Annotated in this window: 23 protein-coding genes; 8 read left to right on the forward strand and 15 right to left on the reverse strand. The window is 58.6% G+C overall.

Annotated elements, in window-relative coordinates; translation table 11 throughout:
* Positions 1 to 74: 74 nt before the first annotated feature.
* From JKL45_RS13245 to JKL45_RS13255, 3 genes are read left to right on the forward strand one after another with little or no spacing between them, the layout of a single operon-like run.
* Positions 75 to 533: a (2Fe-2S)-binding protein gene (locus JKL45_RS13245; protein ID WP_376771032.1), complete on the forward strand. Its 459-nt coding sequence runs from the start codon at positions 75 to 77 to the stop codon at positions 531 to 533.
* Positions 520 to 1,497: an FAD binding domain-containing protein gene (locus tag JKL45_RS13250; protein WP_201861586.1), complete on the forward strand. Its 978-nt coding sequence runs from the start codon at positions 520 to 522 to the stop codon at positions 1,495 to 1,497. Before JKL45_RS13245 ends, JKL45_RS13250 begins: the two co-directional genes overlap by 14 nt.
* Positions 1,491 to 3,680 (forward strand): xanthine dehydrogenase family protein molybdopterin-binding subunit, encoded by a 2,190-nt coding sequence (locus JKL45_RS13255; protein WP_201861587.1) that lies wholly within the window; start codon positions 1,491 to 1,493, stop codon positions 3,678 to 3,680. The genes JKL45_RS13250 and JKL45_RS13255 overlap by 7 nt, the downstream gene beginning before the upstream one ends.
* Positions 3,681 to 3,720: 40 nt before the next feature.
* Here JKL45_RS13255 and JKL45_RS13260 read toward each other — a convergent pair whose 3' ends face one another.
* Positions 3,721 to 4,890 carry a tyrosine-type recombinase/integrase gene (locus tag JKL45_RS13260; RefSeq protein WP_201861588.1) on the reverse strand — a complete coding sequence of 390 codons (1,170 nt, stop codon included), beginning with the start codon at positions 4,888 to 4,890 and terminating at the stop codon, positions 3,721 to 3,723.
* A gap of 326 nt (positions 4,891 to 5,216) precedes the next feature.
* Here JKL45_RS13260 and JKL45_RS13265 point away from each other — a divergent pair, with 326 nt between their 5' ends.
* Positions 5,217 to 5,660 (forward strand): hypothetical protein, encoded by a 444-nt coding sequence (locus JKL45_RS13265; RefSeq protein ID WP_201861589.1) that lies wholly within the window; start codon positions 5,217 to 5,219, stop codon positions 5,658 to 5,660.
* A gap of 280 nt (positions 5,661 to 5,940) precedes the next feature.
* On the opposite strand, the gene JKL45_RS13270 is transcribed toward JKL45_RS13265, so the two are convergent.
* The 5 genes from JKL45_RS13270 to JKL45_RS13290 all read right to left on the reverse strand — a co-directional run bounded on the left by JKL45_RS13270 (position 5,941) and on the right by JKL45_RS13290 (position 12,827).
* On the reverse strand, positions 5,941 to 6,483 hold the full coding sequence (locus JKL45_RS13270; RefSeq protein WP_201861590.1) for a hypothetical protein: 543 nt from the start codon (positions 6,481 to 6,483) through the stop codon (positions 5,941 to 5,943).
* Positions 6,484 to 6,516: 33 nt separating this feature from the next.
* Complete coding sequence (locus tag JKL45_RS13275; protein ID WP_201861591.1) at positions 6,517 to 7,716, reverse strand: gluzincin family metallopeptidase; 1,200 nt, start codon at positions 7,714 to 7,716, stop codon at positions 6,517 to 6,519.
* Positions 7,717 to 7,770: 54 nt separating this feature from the next.
* Positions 7,771 to 8,556: a TfuA-like protein gene (locus tag JKL45_RS13280; RefSeq protein ID WP_201861592.1), complete on the reverse strand. Its 786-nt coding sequence runs from the start codon at positions 8,554 to 8,556 to the stop codon at positions 7,771 to 7,773.
* The gene (locus JKL45_RS13285) at positions 8,549 to 9,658 is read right to left on the reverse strand and encodes a YcaO-like family protein (protein ID WP_201861593.1); all 1,110 of its coding nucleotides are present in this window, start codon (positions 9,656 to 9,658) and stop codon (positions 8,549 to 8,551) included. Before JKL45_RS13285 ends, JKL45_RS13280 begins: the two co-directional genes overlap by 8 nt.
* A gap of 109 nt (positions 9,659 to 9,767) precedes the next feature.
* Positions 9,768 to 12,827: an ATP-binding protein gene (locus JKL45_RS13290; RefSeq protein WP_281401763.1), complete on the reverse strand. Its 3,060-nt coding sequence runs from the start codon at positions 12,825 to 12,827 to the stop codon at positions 9,768 to 9,770.
* 733 nt (positions 12,828 to 13,560) lie between these two features.
* Between JKL45_RS13290 and rarD the strand changes: the two genes are divergently transcribed.
* On the forward strand, positions 13,561 to 14,469 hold the full coding sequence (gene rarD / locus JKL45_RS13295) for an EamA family transporter RarD (protein ID WP_210345759.1): 909 nt from the start codon (positions 13,561 to 13,563) through the stop codon (positions 14,467 to 14,469).
* 129 nt (positions 14,470 to 14,598) lie between these two features.
* Here rarD and JKL45_RS30490 read toward each other — a convergent pair whose 3' ends face one another.
* The 5 genes from JKL45_RS30490 to JKL45_RS13320 form a co-directional block, all read right to left on the reverse strand.
* Complete coding sequence (locus JKL45_RS30490) at positions 14,599 to 15,894, reverse strand: polysaccharide lyase family 7 protein (protein ID WP_201861595.1); 1,296 nt, start codon at positions 15,892 to 15,894, stop codon at positions 14,599 to 14,601.
* Between the two features lie 731 nt (positions 15,895 to 16,625).
* Positions 16,626 to 16,877 carry a hypothetical protein gene (locus JKL45_RS13305; protein ID WP_201861596.1) on the reverse strand — a complete coding sequence of 84 codons (252 nt, stop codon included), beginning with the start codon at positions 16,875 to 16,877 and terminating at the stop codon, positions 16,626 to 16,628.
* A gap of 170 nt (positions 16,878 to 17,047) precedes the next feature.
* Entirely contained in the window at positions 17,048 to 17,887 is an 840-nt protein-coding gene (locus JKL45_RS13310; RefSeq protein WP_201861597.1) for a phasin family protein, read from the reverse strand.
* Positions 17,888 to 18,270: 383 nt separating this feature from the next.
* Positions 18,271 to 18,579: a hypothetical protein gene (locus JKL45_RS13315; RefSeq protein ID WP_201861598.1), complete on the reverse strand. Its 309-nt coding sequence runs from the start codon at positions 18,577 to 18,579 to the stop codon at positions 18,271 to 18,273.
* A 215-nt stretch (positions 18,580 to 18,794) separates the two neighbouring features.
* Positions 18,795 to 18,968 carry a hypothetical protein gene (locus tag JKL45_RS13320; RefSeq protein WP_201861599.1) on the reverse strand — a complete coding sequence of 58 codons (174 nt, stop codon included), beginning with the start codon at positions 18,966 to 18,968 and terminating at the stop codon, positions 18,795 to 18,797.
* A 364-nt stretch (positions 18,969 to 19,332) separates the two neighbouring features.
* Between JKL45_RS13320 and JKL45_RS13325 the strand changes: the two genes are divergently transcribed.
* On the forward strand, positions 19,333 to 19,554 hold the full coding sequence (locus JKL45_RS13325; RefSeq protein ID WP_201861600.1) for a hypothetical protein: 222 nt from the start codon (positions 19,333 to 19,335) through the stop codon (positions 19,552 to 19,554).
* An 80-nt stretch (positions 19,555 to 19,634) separates the two neighbouring features.
* Here JKL45_RS13325 and JKL45_RS13330 read toward each other — a convergent pair whose 3' ends face one another.
* From JKL45_RS13330 to JKL45_RS13345, 4 genes are all read right to left on the reverse strand, one after another.
* On the reverse strand, positions 19,635 to 20,342 hold the full coding sequence (locus tag JKL45_RS13330) for an outer membrane protein (RefSeq protein WP_201861601.1): 708 nt from the start codon (positions 20,340 to 20,342) through the stop codon (positions 19,635 to 19,637).
* A gap of 319 nt (positions 20,343 to 20,661) precedes the next feature.
* Positions 20,662 to 21,093 (reverse strand): NUDIX hydrolase, encoded by a 432-nt coding sequence (locus tag JKL45_RS13335; protein WP_201861602.1) that lies wholly within the window; start codon positions 21,091 to 21,093, stop codon positions 20,662 to 20,664.
* A gap of 61 nt (positions 21,094 to 21,154) precedes the next feature.
* Complete coding sequence (locus JKL45_RS13340; protein WP_201861603.1) at positions 21,155 to 21,658, reverse strand: hypothetical protein; 504 nt, start codon at positions 21,656 to 21,658, stop codon at positions 21,155 to 21,157.
* Positions 21,659 to 21,691: 33 nt separating this feature from the next.
* Positions 21,692 to 22,072 (reverse strand): phasin, encoded by a 381-nt coding sequence (locus JKL45_RS13345; protein WP_201861604.1) that lies wholly within the window; start codon positions 22,070 to 22,072, stop codon positions 21,692 to 21,694.
* 201 nt (positions 22,073 to 22,273) lie between these two features.
* Between JKL45_RS13345 and JKL45_RS13350 the strand changes: the two genes are divergently transcribed.
* Positions 22,274 to 24,976 (forward strand): PAS domain-containing sensor histidine kinase, encoded by a 2,703-nt coding sequence (locus JKL45_RS13350; RefSeq protein ID WP_201861605.1) that lies wholly within the window; start codon positions 22,274 to 22,276, stop codon positions 24,974 to 24,976.
* Positions 24,976 to 25,458, forward strand: a complete 483-nt coding sequence (locus JKL45_RS13355) for a GNAT family N-acetyltransferase (protein WP_312896959.1) — start codon at positions 24,976 to 24,978, stop codon at positions 25,456 to 25,458. The genes JKL45_RS13350 and JKL45_RS13355 overlap by 1 nt, the downstream gene beginning before the upstream one ends.
* The last annotated feature ends 114 nt before the right edge of the window (positions 25,459 to 25,572 follow it).

Consider the following 25,572-nt stretch of genomic DNA (forward strand, 5'->3'; position numbering starts at 1 on the left):
CGCTATGTCCCTAAGCTTTGACGTGCTTAAGAGCATCCTTATACAGAGGGACTCTATCTGGGATGAAAACGCGTGTGAGCTTCACGGTCAACGGCGACACGATTGATACGGCCATAGATGTGCGTGCGACGCTGCTTGACGTGCTTCGTGAGGAACTGCGTTTAACAGGCACAAAGAAGGGCTGCGATCACGGCCAGTGCGGTGCCTGCACAGTCCTGGTTGATGGGAAGCGGACGCTCTCATGTCTCAAGTTTGCGGCATCGCTCGAAGGGTGCGCCGTTCTAACCGTTGAGGGTATCGGCAAACCCGATGCGCTGCACCCACTCCAAGCAGCTTTCATTAAGCATGATGCATTTCAGTGCGGTTTCTGTACGTCCGGTCAGATCATGTCCGCGCTGGAGGTTATCGGTGATCCACTTGCAAATACTCGTGAGGCGGTCCGCGAGAAAATGAGTGGTAATCTCTGCCGATGTGGCGCGTATCCAAACATCGTATCCGCGATCATGGAGGTCAAATCGAATGGAACCGTTTGAGTTCGTTCGAGCTGCAGGTATCCAGGATGTTCTCGTTGCGATAAGACGACCAGGATCTAGGATTCTGGCCGGTGGAACGTCGCTTGTCGATCTCATGAAGCTTGGTGTTGAGACTCCGTCGACCGTTGTCGATATCAACGCTTTGCCTCTCTCTATGATTTCAGTTGAAGGTGATGCTCTGACGATTGGGGCATTGGCCAGCAATAGCGACGTAGCCGTCCACCCTGCCATCGAGCAGCACGCGCCCGCCGTTGGACAGGCTTTGCTATCTGGCGCTTCGGGTCAGATCCGAAATGCAGCGACTGTGGGTGGAAACCTGTTGCAACGTACGCGCTGCACCTATTTTCGTGCCAGGGACTGGCCCTGTAATAAGCGCGAACCGGGATCTGGCTGTGCGGCAATCGACGGCATCAACATGGGCCATGCCGTCCTTGGCACCAGTCGATCTTGCATAGCTGTGCATCCATCTGATCTCGCCGTCGCCCTATTGGCCGTTGATGCCTATGTTCATCTTGCGAGCGTGGCGGGCGAGCGGCGGATTGCAATTGGGGAGTTCTATTGCCAGCCTGGTGATATACCGAGTCGTGAAACGGTGATCGGCCCCGACGAGCTCATCACAAAAGTCGAGATTCCGATCACTAACTTGAACGCGACATCGTCGTACCTCAAGCTTCGCGGTAGAGCATCTTATGAGTTTGCGAGTGCGTCCGTCGCGACAGCTATCTTGCGTGACGGAGATATCGTTATCGATGCTGCGGTAGCTGTTGGTGGGCTGGGGACCGTTCCATGGCGAAACCGGACTGCCGAGAAGCTTCTGATCGGGAAACAACTGACCCAAGAGAGCATCTTAGCTTTCTGCGATGCGTTATTTGCGCCTGCATCTGCAACACCGTCTAATGCCTACAAGCTTGCTCTTGCTCGGGGTGCAATCCACCGTACCCTGCGTGGAGGTGCAGAATGGTAAAGTCGATTGGGGCGCCCCACGATAGGATCGACGGTATCCCGAAAGTCACAGGTGGTGCTACCTATGCTGCCGATGTGAAGCTGGAAGGGCAACTCTATGCAATTGCTGTTCAGAGCACCATAGCGGCCGGAAAGATTGTTACGCTAGAGAGCGCATCCGCAGAAGCAACACCAGGTGTTGTTGCAGTCTATAGTCATCTAAATGCCCGCAAAGCGCTAACCTGGATACATTCGGACGAGCTGCTTGCTCTTAGCGCGGAAGCCCTCGGCCTATCGGCATTGCCCTCTGGGAGCAGTAGACCCGTGGGTTATCTTCCTTTGACGTCCCCGGAAATATACTTCGCTGGCCAGTGGATTGCGGTTGTTGTGGCTGAGTCTATTGAAGCGGCGCGGCACGGTGTTGGACGGATCAAAGTTCGCTACGAAGTAGACGCAGCGTCGGTCGTAATGAACGACGAGAAGGATGACTGGATTGAGCCGACGTTCTTCTTCGGGGCGGACATGCAGGTTCAACGAGGCAATGCTCCTAACACAAGGCATGGAGAAGTCCTCGTTCAGGAAACCTATGCAACGCCCATGCAACTGCATCAGCCCATGGAGCCTTCTGCGACAACTGCCTCTTGGGATGGCGATGAAGTTACACTGTTTGACTCTACGCAAGGAGTCTTGGCCACGCGAGAATATGTCGCCCAGTCGCTAAAGGTACCAACGGAAAAGGTCCGCGTTATCTCCGCCTATGTTGGAGGAGGCTTTGGCAGCAAGAACCAGGTGTGGCCTCATCAGGCTCTGGCGGCTCATATGGCTCGCGCGCTGGGGCGGCCGGTACGTCTTCAACTGACACGTTCGGATATGGCCCTGGCATCGGGGCATCGATCCTACACCGAGCAAGATGTTAGGCTGGTTGCTGATCGGGATGGTAAGATCCGGTTGCTGCAGCATGTTTCGCGTGTCCCTACATCCATCCAAGGTGGCTTCTTCGAGCCCTGCGGCCTCAATTCCTTATTGCTTTATGGTGCCGAAACACTCGACGTACGTCACCGTGTCACCCGCAAAAACATCCCGACTCCAACCCCTTTTAGGGCACCGGGAGAGACCCCGGGCTCGTTTGCCTTGGAGTCAGCCTTGGATGAGCTCGCTCATACCCTGAAGGTGGATCCGCTCGAATTGCGGCGGCGAAACTTCCCTTCACGTGACAGCTATCACGATCGTGACTGGTCTTCTAATCATCTCCTGGAATGTTATCGGCTCGGCGCGGCCGCGTTCAATTGGCCCGGGCGCTATGTCCCACCACGATCCATTCGCGAGGGCAGCGAGATGGTAGGATACGGCATGGCCACGACTGCGTATCCAGCCCCCGCGCTGCCTGCCACCGTGAGACTAAGACTTCAAGTTCAAGGTCTTGCAATCGTCGAAACGTCCGCGACCGACATTGGCACCGGCATGTATACGATTCTTGCGCAGACCGTGGCGGATGAGCTGGGTCTACCGGTCTCCCAGCTTGAGGTACGGCTGGGCGATAGCACTTTCCCGAACGCGCCTACGGCCGGACGCTCGAAGTCGACAGCAAGCGTCCTGCCAGCGGCGCGGCAGGCCTGTTTCTCACTTAGAGAGAAACTAGCATCAATAGGGGCGCCGCACTCGCCGATGCCCCAGTCGAATGAGTCAATTTTCTCGCTTCTCGAACGCCAGGCGATCCCTGAGTTGGTAGCTGAGGGGACGTCCGCCGGAATGCCGCGCGAACATAATTTAAGCTTCTACTCCTTCGGGGCGCACTTCGTTGAGGTACGTGTAGATGAAGAACTCGGGCGCATTCGTGTATCGCGCGTGGTCAGTGCTTTTGACTGTGGCCGGATCATCAACCCCAAAACAGCGACGAGCCAGATCAAAGGTGGGATTGTGTTCGGCATCGGCATGGCCCTGATGGAGCAGGGTGAATTCGATCCAGTTTACAGTCGATTGATCAATGATAATCTTGCGGATTACCATATACCAGTGAACGCGGATATTGGCGACATCGACGTAATCTTCATCGACAAGCCGGATATGCGCTTCAATGAGTTTGGTGCGCGCGGCCTTGGCGAAATCGGAGTGCCAGGAACGGCAGCGGCAATCACCAACGCTCTGTATAGCGCGACAGGGAGACGTATCAGAAGCCTTCCTGCGACGGCGGCAGCCATTCTATAGTTCCAGCTGAAAAGGATGACGTGAGCGACCCATTTGCCGCCTAGCTGTTTGGTTGCGGAGCGTTCATATGCGTAGCCCATTGTTCGAGAGCTTCGCGCTTTTCTTTGGTATAAGTCGCACGGTTATAAATTCCGGCCACGCCGGCTTTGTGGCCAGAAACGTGGTTGAGGATTGCCTCGACCACATGGGGGAGGGTGCCCATCTCCGCTAGGCGTGTGGCTGTTGTCCGCCGCAAGTCATGAAGCCGCCAAGGGCGCATCACTGCCCCGGCTTTCGCGATTCGCGCGTCCAGACGAGTTTTCGACTTTGACCATCCACTGAAGCCGCCTCGACCCTCCCCAAACACGAACTCACGTCCAGCGCGACGTGGAATGCTCTGCAGAATCTCTAAGGCCACGTGACTAAGCGGCACCTCATGCGTCAGGCCATTTTTGGTGCGCTCGCGGGGAATGGTCCAGAGACCCCTAATGAGGTCCACCTCCGACCACCGCATATCGCCAACTTCGTCGCGCCGCTGGGCCGTTAGTATCAGGAGCCGAACAATACGGCCATAATCATCATCTCGGCAGGCCCTCCAGATTGCTGCCAACTCCTCGTCCGCGATGACGTGCTCGCGGGAAACTTCGGCGGCCACCCTCATGGTGCCTATCACTGGATTGGACTCAGCGAGCCCAACTGCCACTGCCCAGGCGAAAAGCGCAGACAGGGCGGCACGGGCACGGTTGGACGCAATAGGCCCGCTCTGCTCGGCGATCTCCTCGAGGCGGTTCGCGACCAGAGCCCGTCTGATTTCACTGATGGGCAGTCCCTGAAAGGGCTGCCAATGCTTCTTCAGGTGACGCTCGACCTCCTCGAAGCTGCGCGGCTTCAGGCGGTCCTGCGCATGCTTCAGGTACCGCTCAGCGACAGCCTCAAAGGTGATCTTCGCGCGCGCCTTGGCTTGTGCCTTCTCGGCATGAGGGTCCGACCCCAGCTGCACCTTCGCAAGTGTCTTCTTCGCCTTCTCGCGAGCCGCATCGAGGGGAACAGTATCCACACGACCGATGGTTTCGCGGCGGGATTTCCCACCGGCGCGGTACTGCACCACCCAGACTTTACCGGTCGGGTTGATGCGGACTCCAAAGCCCGGGAGCACCTCATCCCATTCGATGTGGTAGGGCTTTCCGGCGGGGATCTGGAGACAGGCAACGGACTGCTTTGAGAGGCGCATGGGATCCTGTTGGTAAGCGGCTGGTAAGCAGCCTGATGCTTACCAGTAATCATCTCAGATCACATGATTTGGTGTTCTACATTGAAATGCCAGCGGAATTTGGTGGTATGTTGTTTACTGATCCTCACAGTCATTGCGACTACCAGAATTCTAGTCTGGTGGTCTGGCTACCGAGCCGGAGCGGCTGGGCCATTCGGCAACTCTTTTGGGTGAGTCGACCTGTACAATCCGATATGTCACGCTGCTCCCGAGACCTGTGACGTTCTGGGCGTCGTCCAGACGTATACTGGCTTCAGTCCATGGTGAGAGCCAGCTAGGAGGATCTCATGGTCCACCTCGTTATCAGAGTAGTCGGTTCAGACAAGTGGGTGACAGTCGAGGATCTGAGCGGTCCTGTGATTAGGTTCAACGGCCTCGTCAAAGCTCAACCCGCTGAGAAGCCTGATAATGATGAAAACGATGAGCAGTCTGATAACGACGATAATGATGGGCAGTCTGATAACGATGAAAATGATGGGCAGTCTGATAACGATGAAAATGGTGGGGAGTCTGACAATGATGACAATGATGTTGTGGTAGATATCCACTCTACCACATCACGTCCCGGGCGTGCCGTTGTTTATGCCGGACGACACGAGAATGACCGATCAGCCAAGTTCCTGTGCGAGAACCTCCAGCAGCCCTCGATCCTTAGAATAGGAGACGAGGATCTCAGACCTCGAGGTGAGAACAACCCGGGTCTCATCGAATGCCAGTGCAGAAGAGTCTAGCCTCCTGAGAAGAAGGACAAGCAGCCTGATAAGGCAGGGCGGCCTGACGAGACAAAGGTCAAGCAGTCGCAAGTCGATGCTGGAGCGGATGCGACCCACAGCTAACAGCCAATTGCGGAGAAACAAACCCGGTTTATATCCGAGGCAGACCTGCGGCTCGCACCTGACAATCTGCTCAACCCGGAGTCGAGCAGCGGACCACTTTCAAGAGTGATTTTTTGCTCCGAGCATGAAGGTCCGGAAGAGCCGTTCAAGTGCCTCTGCATGCCCGCCGCACCGACTAGGAATTGGTCAGGCGGCCGCCTCTATGGGACATCTGCATGCGGCTGTCATACGTGTTGGGCGCGCGTTTCCCAGGGAGGTTGGCTTCGAGAATGAGAGTTTCGGCTGTATCGACTGCTGCACTGATTTCCATCAATGGCGTGCGCATCTTCAGGCGCCACATGCGATAGCTATTCGAGGCGAGGGGAGTTGCTTCGTCAAACCCGCACCCGACGGCGGGCAGATCCGGTCCATCATAATAGAACGCGTAGATTCGGGTTTTATCGGGCCTAAAGCAATGCCCCTCGAACGCGTACCCGTAAATGGCCGCGATGACGACAGTATCATTTTGAAGGGGGTCGAAGTCTCCTCCGCCCTCCCGAGAGCGAAGCTCCAACTGCAGCACGATCGTCTCCTCCGCAGGACGAAAATGAACATGCTCTGTCAGATCGAGGCGAGCGTAGTCCTCAACGGCGTTGAGCTTGACGCCGTAGAGGATGATTTCATCTGTTGCGAACTGAGCAGTGCTGCCAGGGGCCGGAACATCGGAAGCATAAGGCATTCGCTCTCTCCATGGCGTTGAAGGTGTGATGCGCTAGAGAATTTCCCGCCAGACAAAATTGTCGTGAACCCTGTCGGCAAATCGCTGGCCCCGGCCTTGCTCTACCCGGTTCACGATGGCACTTGCCGCATATCGGAAAGAGACAGTGTCAGGACTGAGGGCTTCCCAGGATCGCAGAAAGGCATCGCCGACAATGTCGCGCGCCTCCTGCAGAGCCGACTTCACAGCGAAGTGCCGGATCTGATAGTCCTGCTTCGAGCCGGTGAGTTCCCGCTCAACGTCGGCTTGTGTAAGACTTTCACGAACAGACCTGATCCTTCGCGTGTCCAGTGACGCAAGACCGCGTTCCAGAAGAATAAGCTGGAAGATCTCAAGGAGTGAATCGAACATCGCGCCCGTGAAAGGCCTCGACAGGTCGTGCACCTCTCTTCCAACATCAGACAGCTTGAGGGAATTGCTAGCCTTTCGGATCTGATGCTCATCGATCAACTCGGCCACGCGGTCAAGCTCGTTCGAGACGAACAGGTTGCCCTTGGTGCGCCGCAGCATTCGGTCTAGAGCCGTATCGAAATGCATGAGACCGATCAGCGAAATGAAGTCTGCCGCGAACTCGTGATAAGCGAGATACTCGACAGAAGGGCTCCCGCGCTCCGGCACCCCTAAAGTGCCGAATAGAACGAGATGTCCGGTTTCATGCGCGATCACATCGAAATTGAGAGCATAGGGAACAGGCTCGTCCCGGCTGTCATCCTCCCCAAGCTCTAAGAAGCCGTAGCCTGACTGAGCATTGGTCCAACCAAGGTGTGGAACGATCTCCAGCCGTTCGTAGGTCGGAAAGAAGAACCATGGAACCTCGCGGCCGAGATAGCTCTCACAGATGTCCAGGACTCTCCTCACGCATGCAAAGGCATGAGCGGCCATGAACTCACGGGTGTGATTGGGGATGTGATCGAAATGCCCATCCGGGCCCGGCTCTGCCGGAGGGTACGAGTCGCCTGTATAGGGGGGGAAGTAAGGTCTCTGATATGGCGCCTTCGGGATTAGTGGGTCAACCACGTACATCCGGTGGTCTTCGGGGCCTATCCCGACGCGTCCAGGCGGTGTTGATATCCAGACGGTTTCCGGCTCCTCATAGCCCGGGATGAAGGGTGCCTGCGGATGGACGCGGAACCGGGTACCCAGTGACGGGGCTTCCGATGAAATGGCGCGCCAGTCGGCAGGTGAAGCGTTCATGAGCAGACCCAATGTCCAACGCCGCTCCAAACTTGGCACATCTTCGCAAACGGGTCACCGCTGGTACCTCCTTTGCGCATCAATCCGACTGATATCGAAGCCAGCGTCTTCAAGATCCCGAACCAGGGCTTCTGTCAGCTGGAATGAAGGATGAGAGACGGTACCCGTCATGGAAAGCGCTTCTCGGGTGCTCAGTTGGCGCAGCAGCTCGATGGCGTCGGTACGTTTCTGATTGATAGCATGATCGCGGAGCCAAACTTGCAGGTTGCGCAGGGATGGGGCGTACCGCTCAGAACCTTCAGCCTCTGCTCTCGTTAAAACGTGAGAATAGCTGCGCTCGAGAAAGTGAGTGGTGCGGGCAATCCGCACCAGTTGATCACGAAGGTTCGGCGAAACGATTCCGGCGTGCGCTGCCCGATTGAACGTAATCCTCATGTCAATGAGAGCATCGCTCAAGGCTCCTGCGCCGAGTTCGGATGGTGCCATAGCGACGGCAACTTCATCATCGTCCGCGAAGGGAACAGACCTATACCAGCGGTATATAAGGCCGTAGCCTTTCATGCCGCACCCTGTGAGTTCTGCGGCCCGTAGCGCGCCAAGGCTTGCTGCCCCGAAGATCTCGACGCCCTGAGCGAGAGCCCATAGGATCTCCTTATGGCGCACAGTCGGAACCGACCCAAACGCGCCATCGATGAGAACGATAATCCGCGGTCGCAACGAGTCTATAGTCTTAACGATATCCCCTTGCTCTGCTGGGGCGGCATAGTGAGCCTGAAGCAGTTTCTGCGCCTGCTCCCGCGGCAGGGTCGGTCCTAGAAAGGCAACAATCCGGTCATCCATGATTGCCTCCCGGCCATAGGCGCAAGGGCGGAGCGACGACGCGGACCACGTAAGTATTCAGCGCTTCAGAGACAAACAAGGGAATCACCATAATTGCCCGGGCTCCAGCCTGTTGCAGTGCCTCAACGAGCGTGTGCACCTTCCTGATGTTCTCTTTAAGAGTAGGCGTATCCGTGTCGTGAGCCAATGACCCCTTTGAGCGGAGTTGGGCGCGCCATTCGGCCAAATGCTCTCGCTCATGTGAGGACGGATACATTCGACGGGTCAGGTCCTCCCGCGCCCCAGCTATGACGGCTGCTCTGGCTTGGCATGCCTCTAGAAGTGCACCGAGGAGAGCGTCGTCAGCATCGAAGCGGCAGGCGGATCCTTCAGCGGGCATTGGAGCCAGTTCCAATGGCCATTCGTCCTCCATCACATGACAGCGATAGACCGGTAGAGCATGCACCTCCGACGCCCGCCAAGCCGCCACAACGAGCCTTGCTTCCTGCAGTCTGCGCAGCAGGGACGCGACAGCGCCTTGGCCAACGGTCGTCAGATCGACCTGGAACCGTTCGTAGAAGTACGGCGTGCGGCGTGTTCCGACCAAGGCGTGTCGTTCCAGAATCTCGAGACCCGCTTGAAGGATCGCGGCCGTCAGGCTCCTTCCTGCACCCAGCCCGGTTGTTACCCGCGGAAAAACCGCCTGATGAGGATCGGGACAGGTGTAAACCGTGTCGACGAGAGCAAGCGGTACGGCGCCGAGAGCAGAGGACATAAGATTCCAGCCATGAACCAACGGAATCTCATGCGACGCCCATTCCGCCCCCGCAGCAGGGTCAATCCATGAGGCGTACAACTCCATCCAATCCAAGCCCAGGGCGGTTGGCTCAGCTATGCGCGCGGCCGCACTCGGAATGCGCTCTGCGGCCCATGTTTCAAGGGTCTCCATCAGGCCTGATGCGGCCGCATCGGCCATACTCAGACCTTTTCCCTGGGAGACTGCATTGGAGAGCGCAAGTGGTCTCGCGACCTGCACGATTGGCACACCGATGCGGTCGAGCCGCGTCAAGCTGCCGACCCGCGTGATGCCAAAGAGATGGCGGTTGCGTAGAAGAGAGCTCAACCATGAGTTCAAATCCTCTACACCGGTATCATCATCCAGCGCATCCACTTCGGCTGTGAGCAGATCAGGAACACGACGAGCGTCGGGCGCGAGGGTTCCGACCATGGCGTCAGCCATGGTTCAAGCGCTGGAGATCATCGCGTGCGCGCTGGGCGATCATTTCCGCCCCCTGCTTTACAGCGAGCGCGAGCGCATACTCCAGATCACGGCACCTGAGCATCGTGGGGCGTCCGCACCGGCCGCTAAGTTCGGCACGGCGTCGATAGAGCTCTGGCAGCCAGAACACATCGCTCGTCTGGTTCGCATGGTTGAGCGCTTCCTCCAGGGCCTGAAGAGCGAGACTGTCGTGGCCCTCGCATTGGAGCGTCGCTGCTCTCATGTCCATGTAGAGGGGAAGATCCTCTTCCGTGCCTATTTCAAGTTGGTGCTTCAGGCCCCGTTCGAACATGCTACGCCCGTCGGTGACTTGACCTTGCAGGGTAAGGGCCCACCCGGCGAAGATGTCACTTTTCGCTTCGCAATTGGGAAGGTCATGCTGCTCGGCGAGTTCTCGCATTCTGGCGGAGAGCCGCAGAACCTCAGAGCGGTTCTTCTCGAAATGGTTGAAGATGAGTGCCACATCCAAGGCATGACAGATGCTGCCGAGATGATTGATCTCCTCCGCCCAGCCGAGCGCCGCTTCAATGTTCTTGGCAGCAGCCTCATGATCTCCTCGAAACCAGAGAGATTGCCCCTGCTCCGCGAGGCCGCAAACTTTGGCGTCATGACCTCCATACTTTGTTCGGCTGATGATAGCGCGCTCTTGATCGTAAAGCCGCAGGCCCTGATCGATGCACCGAAGACATTCAACATGATTGCCTGCATGGAAATGGGTTGCCCAGGAACAGTGCAGCGCCTGCAGCCTAATCTCGGGATCAGACGTCTTCTCCAGATCGGAGACGATAACTTGCGAGCGTGCAACTGCTTCGGAATTCGGCGAAGTGATCCACCAGCCCCAATACAGCGGAAACCACTGCTCCCGATCCGTTGGGCCTTTACCCCGGCAGATGGCGACAGCCTTTTCGTAGGTGCGGCGGGCCTCGCGGGATCCGCTCCCGAACAAAGCCATCTCGACCGGCCCCCTTATGGCCAACAGACGCAGCATCAGATCGTCCATCGAGGAGAATTGCTCAACACGGGATAGGGAGGTTTCAGCCGACTCCAGAAGATGATAGGCCTCATGCATAGCGGAGCGGATGGCACAGCCTTCGGCAGCCCTAACAGCATATTGCGCAGCCTCCTGGAACAGGCCGGCTCGTTCGCAATGCCAAGCTAGAGCATCGTCGGAGAGCTGTGGCGAACTCCCGCCTCCAGAAGCGTTGACGATCCGGCGATGAAGCTCGCGCTGCTCCGACTTCAGCAAACTGTCGTAAGCTGCTTCCTGAAAAAGCACATGCCGGAAACGGAAGGCGGCCTCTCCTCCGCTGCCTGCAGGATGCACCACGTTATTGTCCATCAGGCACTCAAGATGGTGGGCGATCGTCTCATGAGGTATGCCACCTGCAATTGCCTGCAGTTCGCGCAGAAGGAACTCCCGCCCGATGACGCTGGCCATCTGGGCAATGCGCCGTGCATCATTTAGGCCTGCGAGGCGTGCCAGAAGGAGATCCTTAAGCGTCGAGACTCCATCGTGAGCAAGGAGAGCTTCCCAGGAGCTTTGATCACTGAGCACCGTGCCAAACTTATCCTTAAGAAGGAGAGCTAATTCCTCGGCAAAAAGTGGAACGCCCTCGCTCCGCTTTTCGATGAAGCGTGAAAGGCCCCTGGGAACGGGATCCGGTGTCCAGATTTCTTCAACAAGCTCAGCAATGTCGCCTGACGACAATCGTGCGAGGTCCTGCACAATAACCGGCGAACAACCGCTCAGCTCTCGATCGACCAGTTCTCTGCACGAGATGGCGAGCAGCACCCGCATTTGGCTGATCTCTCGTGCCAGTTCCGCGACCAGCAACTTTGTCAGCGCGTCTGCCCACTGATAATCCTCGAGAATAATGAATTGCGGTTTGTCCTTCGACCAGGCGGACAGGATCTCGATCATCGCTGCGACCGCAGTGTGGCCGAAGTCCTGGCTTGGAACGTCCGGCAGGCCCATTTCGCTTCTCGGACTGCTGCTGGGCGTGTCAACCAGAAGACGCATAGCGTCGATGCTCTCCTGCTTTACACCGGGAGCAAGCTGCGCGAGATAGGCATAAACGGCGACGTCGTCCAAGTCTTCCGAGCCATTGAAATGCCGGATCTCACGGACGAAGCGATTAATGATCGGATAAAACGGACGCCGGTTCCCTCGCGGCTGGCACTGGAACACACGTCGGTTGCACCTTGCACGATCGATGTGCCGGGACAGTTCGGACAAAAGCCGCGACTTGCCGATACCAGCTTCACCCGTGAGGAACAAAATCCTCCCTGAGCCGTTCTCGGCTTCGCTCCAGCAGTGCAGTCCTTGTTCAATCTCCTGCGCGCGCGCCACGAGGGGTGTATCCGCGCGGCGCCGCGTTTCGAACCTCGAATCCAGCTCCCGCTTTTCAAGCGGCTGCCAGACAGGTTGCAGCTCGGTAAAGCCCTTCACAGCGATCTTGTCGATGAACCTGTAGTGGAAAGCGCTATGAGTGAGCCGATGCGTCGCCTCCGACACGAGGACTGTATCCGGAGCCGCCAACGCCTGAAGACGGGCAGCGAGATTGACGGCTAGCCCGATGATCTCGACCCGCCCAGGAAGCCCCACTTGTGAGGAAGGATTGACCACAACGGTGCCAGTTGCGAGCCCTATTCTCAGCGGCACCACTGGAATAACGTCGCTTAGCCGTTTCAGGGCCTTGCAGCGTTGGATCATCTCAAGAGCTGCGCTGACAGCCAACTCCGCTGCGTCTTCTGTAGCTATGGGATAGCCGAAGAAGGCACAACCACCGTCCCCCGCAATTTGCTCAAGGTATCCATCGTGACGCTGGATGATGGATGCAACAGTCGTATGAATTGCTCTTTGAGTATCCGCAAACTCCTCGGGGTCTAGCATACTCAGAAGCGAGGTCGAGCCGACGATGTCATAGAACATCGCCGTAACCTGTCGGCGCTCCCCGAAAGAATTAGAGAGCTTGGGATCCGCAGATCCGATATTCACCGGATTGCCTATCATGATGTCCCCAATAAAGCACAGGGAACTATAACGTAGGGCCAAGCACCCAACAACGAACTTGCCGAACCAGCAGGGTCAAAACGCCTTGGAGGGAAGGAGCCTTGGCATCGTCATGCCAGAAGCTCTTCCACATCTCAGTAGCTGGGTTTGGAGCTGAGAAAAGCCAAATGGCGTGCCATTTGATCTCCGACGGCAACTGATGGTCAGCATAGGAAGTGTTCTACAGTTCCCACGCTGCCGCGCATCAATCCGAGCCGCCAGGTATTTCCGTAACAATGCCACGTCGTTGTGAGGCCAGAGGCCGATTGCTGCGAGAAGCGCATGGGCCCTGCTGGTAAGCAGCTGGTAAGCAGCCTGATGCTTACCAATGATTATCTGGGATTACATAATCTGGTGGTCCCTATTGAAATGCAAGGGTATTTGGCACTTGTGATGCTTACTGATCCCGTATGATCACTATGGCTGCCAGATTGTGGATCTGGGGGTCCCCCGTTCGAGCCGGGGCGGCTGTACCACTTCAAAATCGGCCTATTTGGACCTCGCAGGTTCGAGGCGTTGCTCCCCCTATAATTCAGTCTGCTGCGCCTGCCAAAGGCATTGCGGCTCGTTGTATGCCGCTTTCGAACAAGAGCACGCTTCCCAGGCGACTATACCGTTTCCGGGATTTGGCATACGACACCGGCCAGCATTGTCGCAGGTTGCTGCGCTTACATTGTCCAACAGGTCGGTATCAATGGAACCGGAACATAAGACCTCCGAGGCGCATCGCACTCGGATCGGCGTTCTTTACGCGCTTGCGGCATTCTTCATGTGGGGCTTGGTGGTGCCGCTGCACTTCAAGCTCCTTTCATCCATACCGCCGCTTCAGATCCTCGCTCATCGCATCGTGTGGGCGAGCCTGTTCGCGCTTGGTCTGATCTTCGCCTTCAGGCAATGGCGGCAACTCGTCGAGGCCGTCTTCTCCGGCCGGCGCCTGCTTCTACTTGCCCTCTCGGCGGGCCTGATTGCAATCAACTGGCTGATCTATATCTGGGCCGTGAATTCCGGGCATTTGGTCCAGACAAGCCTCGGCTACTTCATCAACCCGCTTCTGAACGTGGTGCTGGGGGTGCTCTTCCTGCACGAGCGGCTTCATCCGGCTCAGGTGGCGGCTTGCCTCCTTGCAGGTGTGGGCGTTCTTGTTCTGGGGATCTCCTCTGGTGAGATGCCCTGGGTCGCCTTGGCCCTTGCATGCAGCTTCGGCTTCTATGGCCTGGTCCGGAAGGTCGTGCAGGTGGCGCCTCTCGTGGGCTTCTGCATCGAATCCCTACTGCTCACACCTCTGGCGCTTGGCTACTTGGCAATGACTTTTGCCGACGGCAGTGCTGCGGCATTCCAGGGTCAGATCGGTCTCGACGTTCTTCTTGTGCTCACCGGGTTCACCACGGCGGCGCCGCTGATCTGGTTTGCCGCCGGGGCGCAGCGGTTGAAGCTGTCCACCATCGGCCTCCTGCAATATCTGGCGCCGTCTGGGCAATTGGCACTCGGCGTCCTCGCCTATGGGGAAGCCTTCGGATGGGTGGATGCCATCGCCTTCGGCCTGATCTGGATGGCCTTGGCCATCTATACGGTGAGCGCTTTGAGGTCTGCTCCCGCCCAATAATGACGTGAGGGCTGTTCTCCCGATCCTGAGACGTCCGATCAATCCAAAGCAGCGAAAATTGAATGACGCGCAAAAACAAGCGGCCCCGGTTGCCCGGAGCCGCTTCGCGGTTGATAGATTGAGCCGACTTTAGATGACGATGAAGTCAGCCGCCGAGAGCTTGGCGAGATTATCGATCTGGGCGAACTTGATCGCCGCGATCGAGCCCGAGCCGTCCGCATCGTAGGACAGGGCGCCGCTCTTGTTGTCGTAGATGATGCGGTCGTTGGAATCCAACGCCTTCGTGCCAACCACGAAGCTGCTGGCCGACAGAGCGCCCCACTTCAGCTTGGTGAATGCGGAGTCGTTGAGGCGGATCGTATCGTCGGCCACATTGAAGTCGAGGATCAGATCCACGTTGTTGCCGCCGGGCTTGGTGTCGAAGGTGAACGAGTCCTTGCCCGTACCGCCGCTCAGCACATCCGAGCCGTTCTTGGCCCAGATCATGTCGTTGCCGCTCTTGCCGTCGATCTTGTCGTTCCCGGACGTGCCCGTCAGGCGGTCGGCGCCGCTCGTGCCGGATAGCGTCTTGGTGGTTATCGGCGCAGTCGGAGTTGTAGGCTCGGTCGGAGCCGGCTCAGAGGGCTTCGTAGGCTCTATCGGTGAAGGGACCGGCTCGGAAGGCTTCGCGGGTTCGCTTGGCTGCGTCGGCGTCGTGACTGTGCCGTCGTGGTTGAAATTCAGGGCATAGAAGGAGGTCTGGCCGTAGCCTGTGCCGTTGGTCTCGTTTGCCCCGAGATAGGCGCCGGCCTTGAAGTAGAAGGTATCCGACTGCCACACGCTGTTGATCTTGCTGACCGACTTGTAGATCTGTCCATCGGCGAAGACCGTCACCTCGAGCGTGTCGCCCTTGGCATCGATCGTGTAGGAGAAGCGCTCGTCCAGCGACACGTTCGGCTGCTGACCGGACGCATTCACGAAATAGAACTTTGTCTCGCTGTTGCTGGAGCCGGCCTGGTCATTGGCGAAGTAGAGCTTGCCGTTTTCCCAATAGAGACGGACCAGCTCATCGTTCTGGCCGTGGATCTGGCCGACGATGATGCGGCCGCCCATGCCGTCGCGGATGGGGGCGGCATCGACCTCAAGGGTGGCGCTCATGAAGCCGCCGGTCTTTAGGTTCCAGGCGGCGTTCGCCGTGCCGTTCATCTCGCGCAACTCGGAACGGGCATAGGAAGAGCCGCTGGTCGTGGCACCATCGACCGAAGCCACAAACGTCATGGCGCCGTCGGCAGCGGTGTAGAAGTACTTGGAGTTTTGGTATGTGGAGAGGTTTTTCACTTCCATGGCATTGCCGCTGAGGCCGCCATTGGCATCGACAGGAAGGGTGATCTTCCAATTGGACAAGTCAAAGTTGCCGCCAGGTGCGACCGAAGGATTCAAAGCCATATTGTCTGCCCCAAAAATGCAGTGAGCCTCTTTTCGAGGTCTCTGAATAATATTTACACGGTTCTCGTGAGAACTAGTTGCGATTACGCAGGAAGAAAACGCTATAAATTCATAGATACAAGTGAGCACTTCTCGCGTTGCTCATAATATTTCGGATCTCAGAATCGTTGTCTTGCAATCCGTTGTGGATGTTCTGATTGCCGAATAAGGCAACATCGTGGCGGGGAATTTGTTTTTATTCCGAAGTATCGAAGCGTAATGGCTTTAAGAGAAGACTTTTCGATGGGAGCTTAGTCGGCTCGCTTCTTCTTGGAAGCGGGCGTTCTATCCGGTCTGTTCTCCCCATTGGCGGCTCAAAGAAAGAGCGCCTTCTTGGATGGCGCTCTAGGAGGGCCGCTCTTGCGGCCGAGAGGGAGGACCATGCCAGTCAGGCACTGAAGAAGCCTGCGCCTGAAAGGTAAATGGCAGGTTACGCAAGGGAATGAATTGCCCTCTATCTATTGAGATCTCCGCTTGCCAGGGCGCTCATTCAGGCTCGTGCTGTCAATTCCGCGCGGTTGATCTTTGCCGCTTCAATGCAGCACAAGCAGCCAACTCACCAGAGCCAGGGGAGCGACTATGCCAAGGACGAATGAAACAGCACCGTAAGCCATGAAAGCCTCCTGTTTCCAAAAGGTAAACCAAGGCTTATCTGGGGGCCGTGTGCTGCAGCACGTGCAGCAAACGCGGGGTCAATGCTCGGGTTTTTTATCGGCAGGCAGATCGGTTGATTGTGAGGTGACATTCGCATGGGCTGACGCATCTGCCACATTGCTGCGCGCCTTGCGCTTCCTGCCGAGCCATCTGTACAGCATCCAGCCCAAGCCCGAGCTGATGGCGGCAACGACGACCAAACCGGAACTCGGATAATCCCGAAAATTGACGCGGCTTGCGGGGTCAAGCTCGTCCAGTTCCTTGTCGGTCTGCTGGTCGGTCTCAGGCATGAAGGCGCCTCGTCAGGAATGCTCCACATATAGGCCGCGCAAGCCGCCTGTCCATCGCTGGCGGGGGTGTTGATGCCTTGCGGGGCGGTTCACAGGGTGATTTCAAAACAAACAGAAACGGCACCGGCCAAGTGGTCCGATGCCGTTCCTCGCTCTATTGCGGTCCTAGCTTAGCCTAGAGGAAGACTCCTTCCTGCCGGGCTCCGAAGAAATGGAGCAGCCACGCTCCCTTTTCCGCCGCCGTGCCACGTGGCCTTCTCGGCTAGCTTCACGGCCAAGTCAGCCAGGCGAAAGCTGTTCTGGAGCGTCAACTCAAGATTGTCCTGCATGAGCGACACCTGAGCTCTGGTGAGGTCCTGAAGGGACCGGCACTGTGTGAGCTTGGTCCATCCCTCGAGGTTCGTCTGAAGCCGCTTCTGACTCATGCTCAGGCATTCCTGCGAGAGATCCTGCACGCCTGTGGCGACAGTGTGCGCGCCGTCTGCTCCCATGCGAACAACTTCATCGACGCCGTCCAGGCTGCTTCGCACCGCTGGGAGCATATCGGTTGGCGTGCGATCTTCGACTTGCTTTGCGTCGTTGAGGCTCGCCAGTTCGTCCTCGACCTGGTCTGCGACCGCTCGAGCCTCCTCATCGCTGAGCACCTCGAGGACAGCCGGGAGAAGCTGTTTCCGGTCATCCCGAATATGTCGCTGGAATGCCTTACGGAGTTCAGCGACCTTGCCAAGAAATTCGCCGCTGCTCTTCTGCATAGTTTCGAGGTCTGCCAGCAGAGAGGCCGTCTCTTCGTTATCGTTGATGGAGGCGCTGAGCAGGTCCTGCATCCCGTGCCTTTGCAGGATGGGGAAGAGATGCTGCTCCTGCAGGCTGGCGAGAAGCTCCAACTCATCCTTCAGGTCCACAAAGAGGCGTTCGCGTGTTTTGGTTGCGCTGTCTGAGGTTGCAAGGATTTTGTCGAAAAGGTCGTTCGCCCTGTCAGGCGGCGTCTGGCTGAAATGTTTTGAAGGCATTGTCTTTCCTCATTGGCTGAAAATGGATCAACTCAAATACGCACAGCTCATGCGTCACATGCGGAATCATCCGACGTCACGCCAAGTTCCCAAGATTTCCATAGCGGAGCCAGAAACTCCTTAGTCACGTGCCGACTTCACCAGAAAACCATGACCTGAGTACGACAGGGCTCATGAGAAAGCTGCAGTCTCTTCGGTCGAGGATTTCCAATTGGTGCAGAAGAGTATCGCGATGCATGACCGCCGCGCTCAGAGGCAAAAGCCCATGCTGCTTATAATCACATGAAGGGCGTTTGGATCTTGTACTTTTATGAACTTATCATCCGCCGCTAATGACGGGCCTCAGGTGCTTATTTCTTGATCGGCCCTGAGGGCAACCGCAATCAACGCGCTGCCGTCATTCCGGCAGCTTCCGGAACGGGGCTCTTGGTGAGAGTGATCTTGCTGGCGCTCCGATCGCACGAAACGGTGACGAAACCGTCCGAGGCCTGGATACGAGCTGTCACCACATCGCTCGTGTTGACGAGCTTGATCGGCTCCTCGCCCATCTCCTGCGCAGCTTCGCTGATGATCGAGAGGCACTCGCCGAAGGGCATGGAGGCAATGCGGGTATCGGCCGACTGAGCCAGAGCGCCACCCATTGCTGCCGTACCGAAGGTGCCAGCCAAGATTATCATCAGAAAGGAGCGCATCAACCTATTCTCCAACGCCCGGAAGATCATCACACCCGGACTTTGCCCGCTGTGCTCTATCGCACAGAGAGGGAACGTGCCGTGGCATGGGGCCGTTCCTCGCCGTCGATGTCGCAGGGGGTGCCTGCCGGTTGCGGTGGATCCTATTCCACGGCCGTTAGCAGAGGCTGAATCTTGGCGCTGAAAAGCTGAGCCGCCTTGTTCTTGGCGATGCTTCAGCCGCTCGATTCTTTTTGGTTTCCAAGGATCTGGCGTCCGCGTCGCTCTGCCTGCTCCAAAGCTTCGGCCAAAAGCTGCCGACCCTGGAGGAGGGCCTGCTCGTCATGGACGGTGAGGCTCAAGGCCGAGAGAATTTTGTCCGCTTCCGTTTCGTGGCGAGTGTCTGGCATGGGGCATTCTCTTTTCAAGCTCTGCCGGTGGAACTGCCGAACTTCATCTCAGGTTCCAAGCGGATTTCGAGTGACCTTTTCCAAGGTCGAGCACACTAGCCTCAAAAGAGCCTACCTTGGCCCTTAGGTCGCGTGACATGCACTCAGTGAGCCTTGTCAGCCTTCAGGAATTGTAAGACACTTACATCCATTAAGCTGAGTTCTCATGATTGCCGATGCGCGAGCCCCGTTCCGGGGCCGTGACAAGTCTTGGTATGCGTAGGGCCCTTCCTGCCGGGTCTGTTCGTGGCAGGTCCATCCGATTGATGTTCACCCTATTGCGCGTTCAGACATGATTCATCGCAACACTGGCAGTCATGGTTCCATGACAGGCCACCACCCTGATCCCTTGAGGGATGCTCTTGATCTCCAGCATCGGGTGAGGTCCTTGAGGGCATTGCTCGAATTGCAGCGTTGGCAGATCGAAGTGCTCAGCGACAGGCTCTACTCATCCGATCCGGGCGGGATCGCCGCCAAGCGGCTGCTTGCTCTCAAGCGCAGTGAGACAGAGACGCTCCAAGCACCTCGGGCCGTCAACGATCCCTGACGCACTTTCCGGTCAACAGAAAAAAGAAAAGGCCCAGTGCTGCTGCACCGGGCCTTCGTGTTTTCGGAAATGTCGGACGGTCAGTTGAACTTGTAGTTCACGCCCGCACGCAGCACGCCGAACTCGGCATCGCGGTTGACGCTCACGCGACCGCCTTGGTCGAAATTGTCCTTGGTATCGATATCCACATAGAGGCCTTCGACCTTGGCGGTGAAATTGTTGGTGATCGCGTATTCGACACCGCCGCCGATGGTCCAGCCCCAGTTGACCTCATCGCCTGAATGATGCCCGAGAACCGGGTCGTAGCCTCTGTTGCCGCCGACATCGCCATAGGCGAAACCGCCTGTGCCATAGACCAGGGCGCGGTCGAAGGCCACGCCGGCGCGGGCGCGGATGGTGCCGAAGAAGCCACCCGAGTCGCCCGGGTAATAGGTCGTGCCGTAGGAGGCACCCTTGTTGCCGACAGCAGCATATTGGAGATCCGTCTCCACGCCAGCCACGAACATGCCGAACTGATAATTGTACCCGCCCTGTGCGCCGCCCACGAAGCCACTGTGCCGCCGACCGGGAATGCTGCCGAAGGTCGGATCGTAGAAGCGGCTATCGCCCATGTTCCAGCCATAGCCGGCGTTCAGGCCCGCATAGAAGCCGGTCCAGGTGAAAACCGGGAGCGCATTGTAGGAAGCGGCAGGGGAGTAGCGGGACGGAAGATCGGCCGCCTGGGCATTCGAAGCCGCAAGGCCGAGAGCCGCTGTGGCAGCGAGCAGTCCAAGAGCAGATTTACGCATGATTGTATTCCGTACTTGTGAGCCAGAAATCGCTAGGCATGAAGTGCCCGTCGCTTGGTTCATAAGAGAATATGAGAGAATGTTGCAATATGTTTGGATGTAACCGTTTGAAACATGCTTGATGCTTCGTGAACGTTTACTTTTCATCAACCATGATGCGGGGGTGCGGGTTGAGATCGGCTGGCGATTATGTGCAAATCGGACCGTAACGTCGGGCCTTCCAGCCTCAGGTTAAGAGACAAAAACTTGGCCTCATCCCCTTAAGGGTGAGGCCTTTTTCTCCAAAGCTGAGATCGTCGGTTCGACAGTCAGAAGACCCTTAGAGCGAATTCGACTCCAGCGCCTGAGCGCGCCGAACGATCGTGTCCACATCGGCGCTCATGGCAAGCCTGTCATGTTCAAGGTCGATCACTGGAAACCAGCCGGCCTCAAGTGCGTCGTCGCCCGCGATAGGCTCGCCGGAGATCCACCGGCAACGAACGGCGATCAGGATGTAGTGCTGGTGAACCACGCCGGAAGGATCCGGCACCAGGATGTCGAGCGTGGTGATGACGTCCTGGGCTTCCGCATGGACGCCCGTCTCTTCCAGCAACTCCCGGATGGCTGCCGCGCGGACCGTCTCGCCGAATTCGATTTTTCCACCGGGGAAGCCCCACAGTCCGGCATCGGGCGGATTGGCCCGGCGGACCAGCAGGGTTCGCTCCTCATGGATGACGACGGCAATGACGGCTGGAGTGGGAGATGAAGACATGAAAAAGGCTCGGCCGATGTGGCCGAGCCTTAACGCATGATCATGCGGAGGAATAGTCCGCTCAGCGCCCTGGCCGCTGGAAGGCCGAGTGCAGAGGCTCCAGGCTCTTGGTAAACCAGAGCGCCGTCGACTCTGCGATGTCCTTCCACTGGGCGGAAGCGGCCTCGTAGGCCAGACGCGTCGCTTGGCTATGCGCCTTGAGGGCCTCGGGCAACGGGGCAGGGCTGATCGCCGAGCGCCAGAGGTCGAGAGCCGTGCTGCTTTGGATGGTCAGGGCATCGATGATCTTGCCATTGACCTCCAGGGCACCTTTTGCGGACACCGTCACAGCCTCGCCGACGGCTTGACGGAAGGCGTCGCTCTGCTTTTGTGCCGAGGAGAAGAGAGCCTCAGCCGAGGCAGGCTTCACCTCGACGGCCTTCGCCTGCCTTGCAGGCTTGGCAGCCGGAACCGCTTCCAAGACCGCGGCGGCTGGAGCAGCCGCCAGCTCGATGAGATCGGCTCTCGGCTCGAGGCTGGTGGCCTTCGTTGCTCTCTTGGCTCTTGGCTTCTTCGCTTCCGCCATCGTGAGGTCCTCGCAGGGCTGTTGGAGAGTGGCTTACTTCTTGGAGCCCGGCTGCTTCATGGCCGACTGTGCCATGGAACCGAATTCCTTCATCTGGGCCTGCATCGCCTCGAACTGGCTGCGCACGAACTCAGCCTGGATCTGCATCGCTTCCTGCATGTCCTTGGCGCGAACCATCCTCTGAGCGAGGTCGAAGGCCGCGTTCAGGTTCTGCTCGGTATAGGCGAAGGTCTTGCGCGCTGCATCGCGGGCGCTGGTCTGGACCGTAGCGGCCGAGCCTTCGAAGGTGTCGGCCGTCTTCTGAGCCGCGCTCATGAAGCCGTCGATAGCCTTGCGGGCCTGATCGACGCTCTTCTCGGCGAAATCGCGCATCTCCGGGGGGATCTCATAACCTTGGGGCTGGTTCGCTGCCATGACGTGCTCCTTGCTAAATAAGGCATTTGTGCAGTGCAATATCACATTGTGCGCTGCAAAATCAACTGCTTTGTGCCTCGCGTTATTAAGGTTACCTGAAAGTAAATGGATTCAAGGGTCCCGCCTTGCATGCTTGACCGCACATATTATTCTAGAAGCTCAACAGAAGACTTTCTGTGACATTCCCTGCAAGGACCGTTGATGACGGGTGGTCCCGATCCCTTTGAGATGCTGATCGTGCGGCTTGCCGCCGAGCCGGACTTGGGCCTGCTTGCCGGGCCGGGCGCGGTCGTGTTCATCTGGGATCGGACAGGGGAGGGGCTGCTCTGGACATCACTTGGCTCTGACGGGGTGAGGGATGCCTTTGCGGAGGGCTTCGAGAGGGTAACCCGCGATGTTCGCACCCGTGAACGGATCAAGGCTCTCGCCGGCGGCCTTGCCCCCCACGCGGGTGTCCGGGTGGAGCGTCTGAGGCTCGACCCAACTCGCCCTTGGCTTCCGGTTGCCTGCGCCTGCCGTTTGGCGACCTTGGACAACGGCGAAGCCGTACTGGTGACCGCCTTCAGTGGATCGGCAAACAGGGCCAGGCGCCCTCGCGCTCGTCAAGCTGCCGACGAGAATTCACCGTCTCAGAAGCAAATTCCTGAAATCTCGGGCGATCCTGCTCGGCAAGCGGACCAGCCCCGCGGCCCAATCCGGTTCGTCTGGCAGACGGATTCGCAGACCCGCTTCATCGAAATCTCGCCGGAGCTTGCCCGAGCGGTCGGACCTGTTGCGGCCGATATCGTCGGGCGGACCTGGGACGAGGTGTCTTGTTCGGTCGTCGAGGATCCGGACGGCGCCGTCGCTGACCTTTTTGCCCACCGGGCTACCTGGAGCGGACGCACCGTTTTCTGGAATATCGACAACGCGCCATTGCAGGTACCCGTCGATTGGGCCGGCATGCCCGTCCTAAGCGCGGACCGGAAGCTCATCGGCTTTCGGGGTTTCGGCCTTCTGCGCATGGACGCGACGCGTGAGCGGGAAGTCATCGAGACCTCGATGGAGGATGAGGGGAGCAGTCGGGCCGATCTGATCGCCCAGAGCCTCGTCCCTGACGACACCTTTCCGTTCCGTCCGCCGGAGGAAATGCCCTCGCAGGAGCCAGAGGACGGGAGCGATGCGCCCGATGAGGACAACTGGTTCACCAATCTTCGGGAGCAGGTAGCAGAAGCGCTCTCCAGCACCGCGCCACCGGAGCCTGCGCCGCAACGGAAGCTTGCGGATAAGCAGCCTCCCGGATCGACCCTTTCGGATGCCGAGCGAAATGCGTTTCGGGAAATTGCGCGGGCGCTCGGCGCGCGCCTGGAGGATGGGTCATCTCAGGACAAGGCTCCGGATCAACCCGGCGGCCCCGAAGAGCCCGCACAGGCTGCCGAGAGAGATGCTCCCTCCGAGCCAGCGGCCCCTCCGGCCAGCGGCGACCCCATCCTCGATCGGCTGCCGATCGGCATCCTGATCCATCGCGGCGAACGCATCCTTTTCGCCAACCGCTTCCTGCTCGATCTCACCGGCTATGAGACGATCGAGCAGATCCGGGCCGATGGCGGACTCGTGCATCTGTTTCGCGGCTCTCCCGCCCTTGGAGGTTCGGGCGAGGAGGACACGGCCCTCGCGCTGACCACACGCGGCGGCGAGAACATCGCCGTCACATTACGTGCTTCGTCTGCCGCGTGGGACGGCGGGGAGGCGGCCCTTCTGGTGATCCGCAGGGCTTCCAATGCCGATGTTCCCCCGCCTTCGCCCCAGGACAGCCGCGTCCATGAGCTGGAGGCGATCCTCGATACGGCCACCGACGGCGTGATCGTGCTCAACGAGACGGGGCGCATCCTCTCCCTCAACCGCTCGGCCGAGGCGCTCTTCGGCTATGACGAGCGGGCGGTGGCGGGCGATGCCATCACGGTGCTGCTGGCACCTGAGAGCCACATCGTTGCCCTCGATTATCTTGAACGCCTGCGCTCGCCAGGGGTCGGCAGCCTGCTCAACGACGGGCGCGAGGTGCTCGGCCGGGAGCGCCAGGGCGGATCCATCCCGCTCTTCATGACCATGGGCCGCCTGGGCGATGGTCCGGAGCGGCGGTTCTGCGCGGTTCTGCGCGACATCACGGCTTTCAAGAAGACCGAAGGCGAGCTGATCGGTGCCAAGCATGCGGCTGAGGAAGCGAGCGCCCAGAAATCCGATCTCCTGGCCAAGATCAGCCATGAGATCCGCACGCCTTTGAATGCCATCCTCGGCTTTGCTGAAGTCATGCTCGAGGAGCGCTTCGGCCCAATTGAGAACGATCGTTACAAGGAATACCTCAAGGACGTTCACGCCTCCGGCGCGCATGTGATCAGCCTCGTGAACGATCTCCTGGATCTTGCGAAAATCGAAGCGGGGCGTCTGGAGCTCTCGTTTACCGGGGTCGGCTTGAACGATCTCGTGTCCAGCTGCGTCGCCCTGCTTCAGCCGCAGGCCGCCCGCGACCGCATCGTCATGCGCATGAGCTTTGCGCCGAAGCTGCCGCCTGTGGTGGCCGACGAGCGTTCCATGCGCCAGATCGTGCTTAACCTCGTGTCAAACGCCATCAAGTTCACCGATGCGGGCGGGCAGGTGATCGTCTCCACGGCCATGACGGACCGGGGCGAAGTGGCCTTCCGGGTGCGCGACACCGGCATCGGCATGACGCCCGAGGAGGTCGAGGCTGCCCTCGAACCTTTCCGCCAGCTCGCGACCTCGCGCAAGCGCGGCGGCACGGGTCTCGGTCTGCCTCTCACCAAGGCGCTCGTCGAAGCCAATTGCGGTGCGCTGCAGATCTCCAGCCGACCCAGCGAGGGAACCCTCGTCGAGGTGATCTTCCCGCCGACGCGGGTCTGGGCGGAATAGTGAAGAGCTTCGTTCTGCGCCGCGCTGCCCAGGCCGACATGGAGGCGGTCGCTCGGTTGCACCGCCACGTGCGCAAGACCTGCCTCCCGTATCTGCCTGAGCTTCACACGCCGGAGCAGGATCTGGCGTTTTTCGAGGAACACGTCTTTCCATCCTCCACGATCTGGTTGGCCGAGGATGAGGGCCGACTGATCGGTTTTGCAGTCTCGAAGCAGGACTGGCTCGATCATCTCTATGTCGATCCGGGTTGGCATGGCCGCGGCGTGGGAAAAGCCCTTCTGAGAGCTGTCTGGGAAGATGCACAGGAGCTGAATCTCTGGACCTTCCAGGCCAACCTGCAGGCGCGCCGGTTCTATGAACGCCACGGCTTCAGGCTGGTTGAGATGACAGATGGCTCCGGCAACGAGGAGCGCACCCCGGATGCGCGTTACCGCTGGACACGAACCCAGGCCGGGGAGGGCGGTGATCCACCGCATTCATGAGACCGACACCTGCCCGTGATCCTGTGCGATCGATCAAAGCCGCCGGGCTGACTTGCGCTTATTGTCAGCCGCAATAGGTTCTGGTGGGCTGCTCCGCCCCAAAATGTCCACGAG

Origin of the sequence: Microvirga soli, assembly GCF_016734765.1 — a bacterium.
Classification (GTDB): Bacteria; Pseudomonadota; Alphaproteobacteria; order Rhizobiales; family Beijerinckiaceae; genus Microvirga; species Microvirga soli.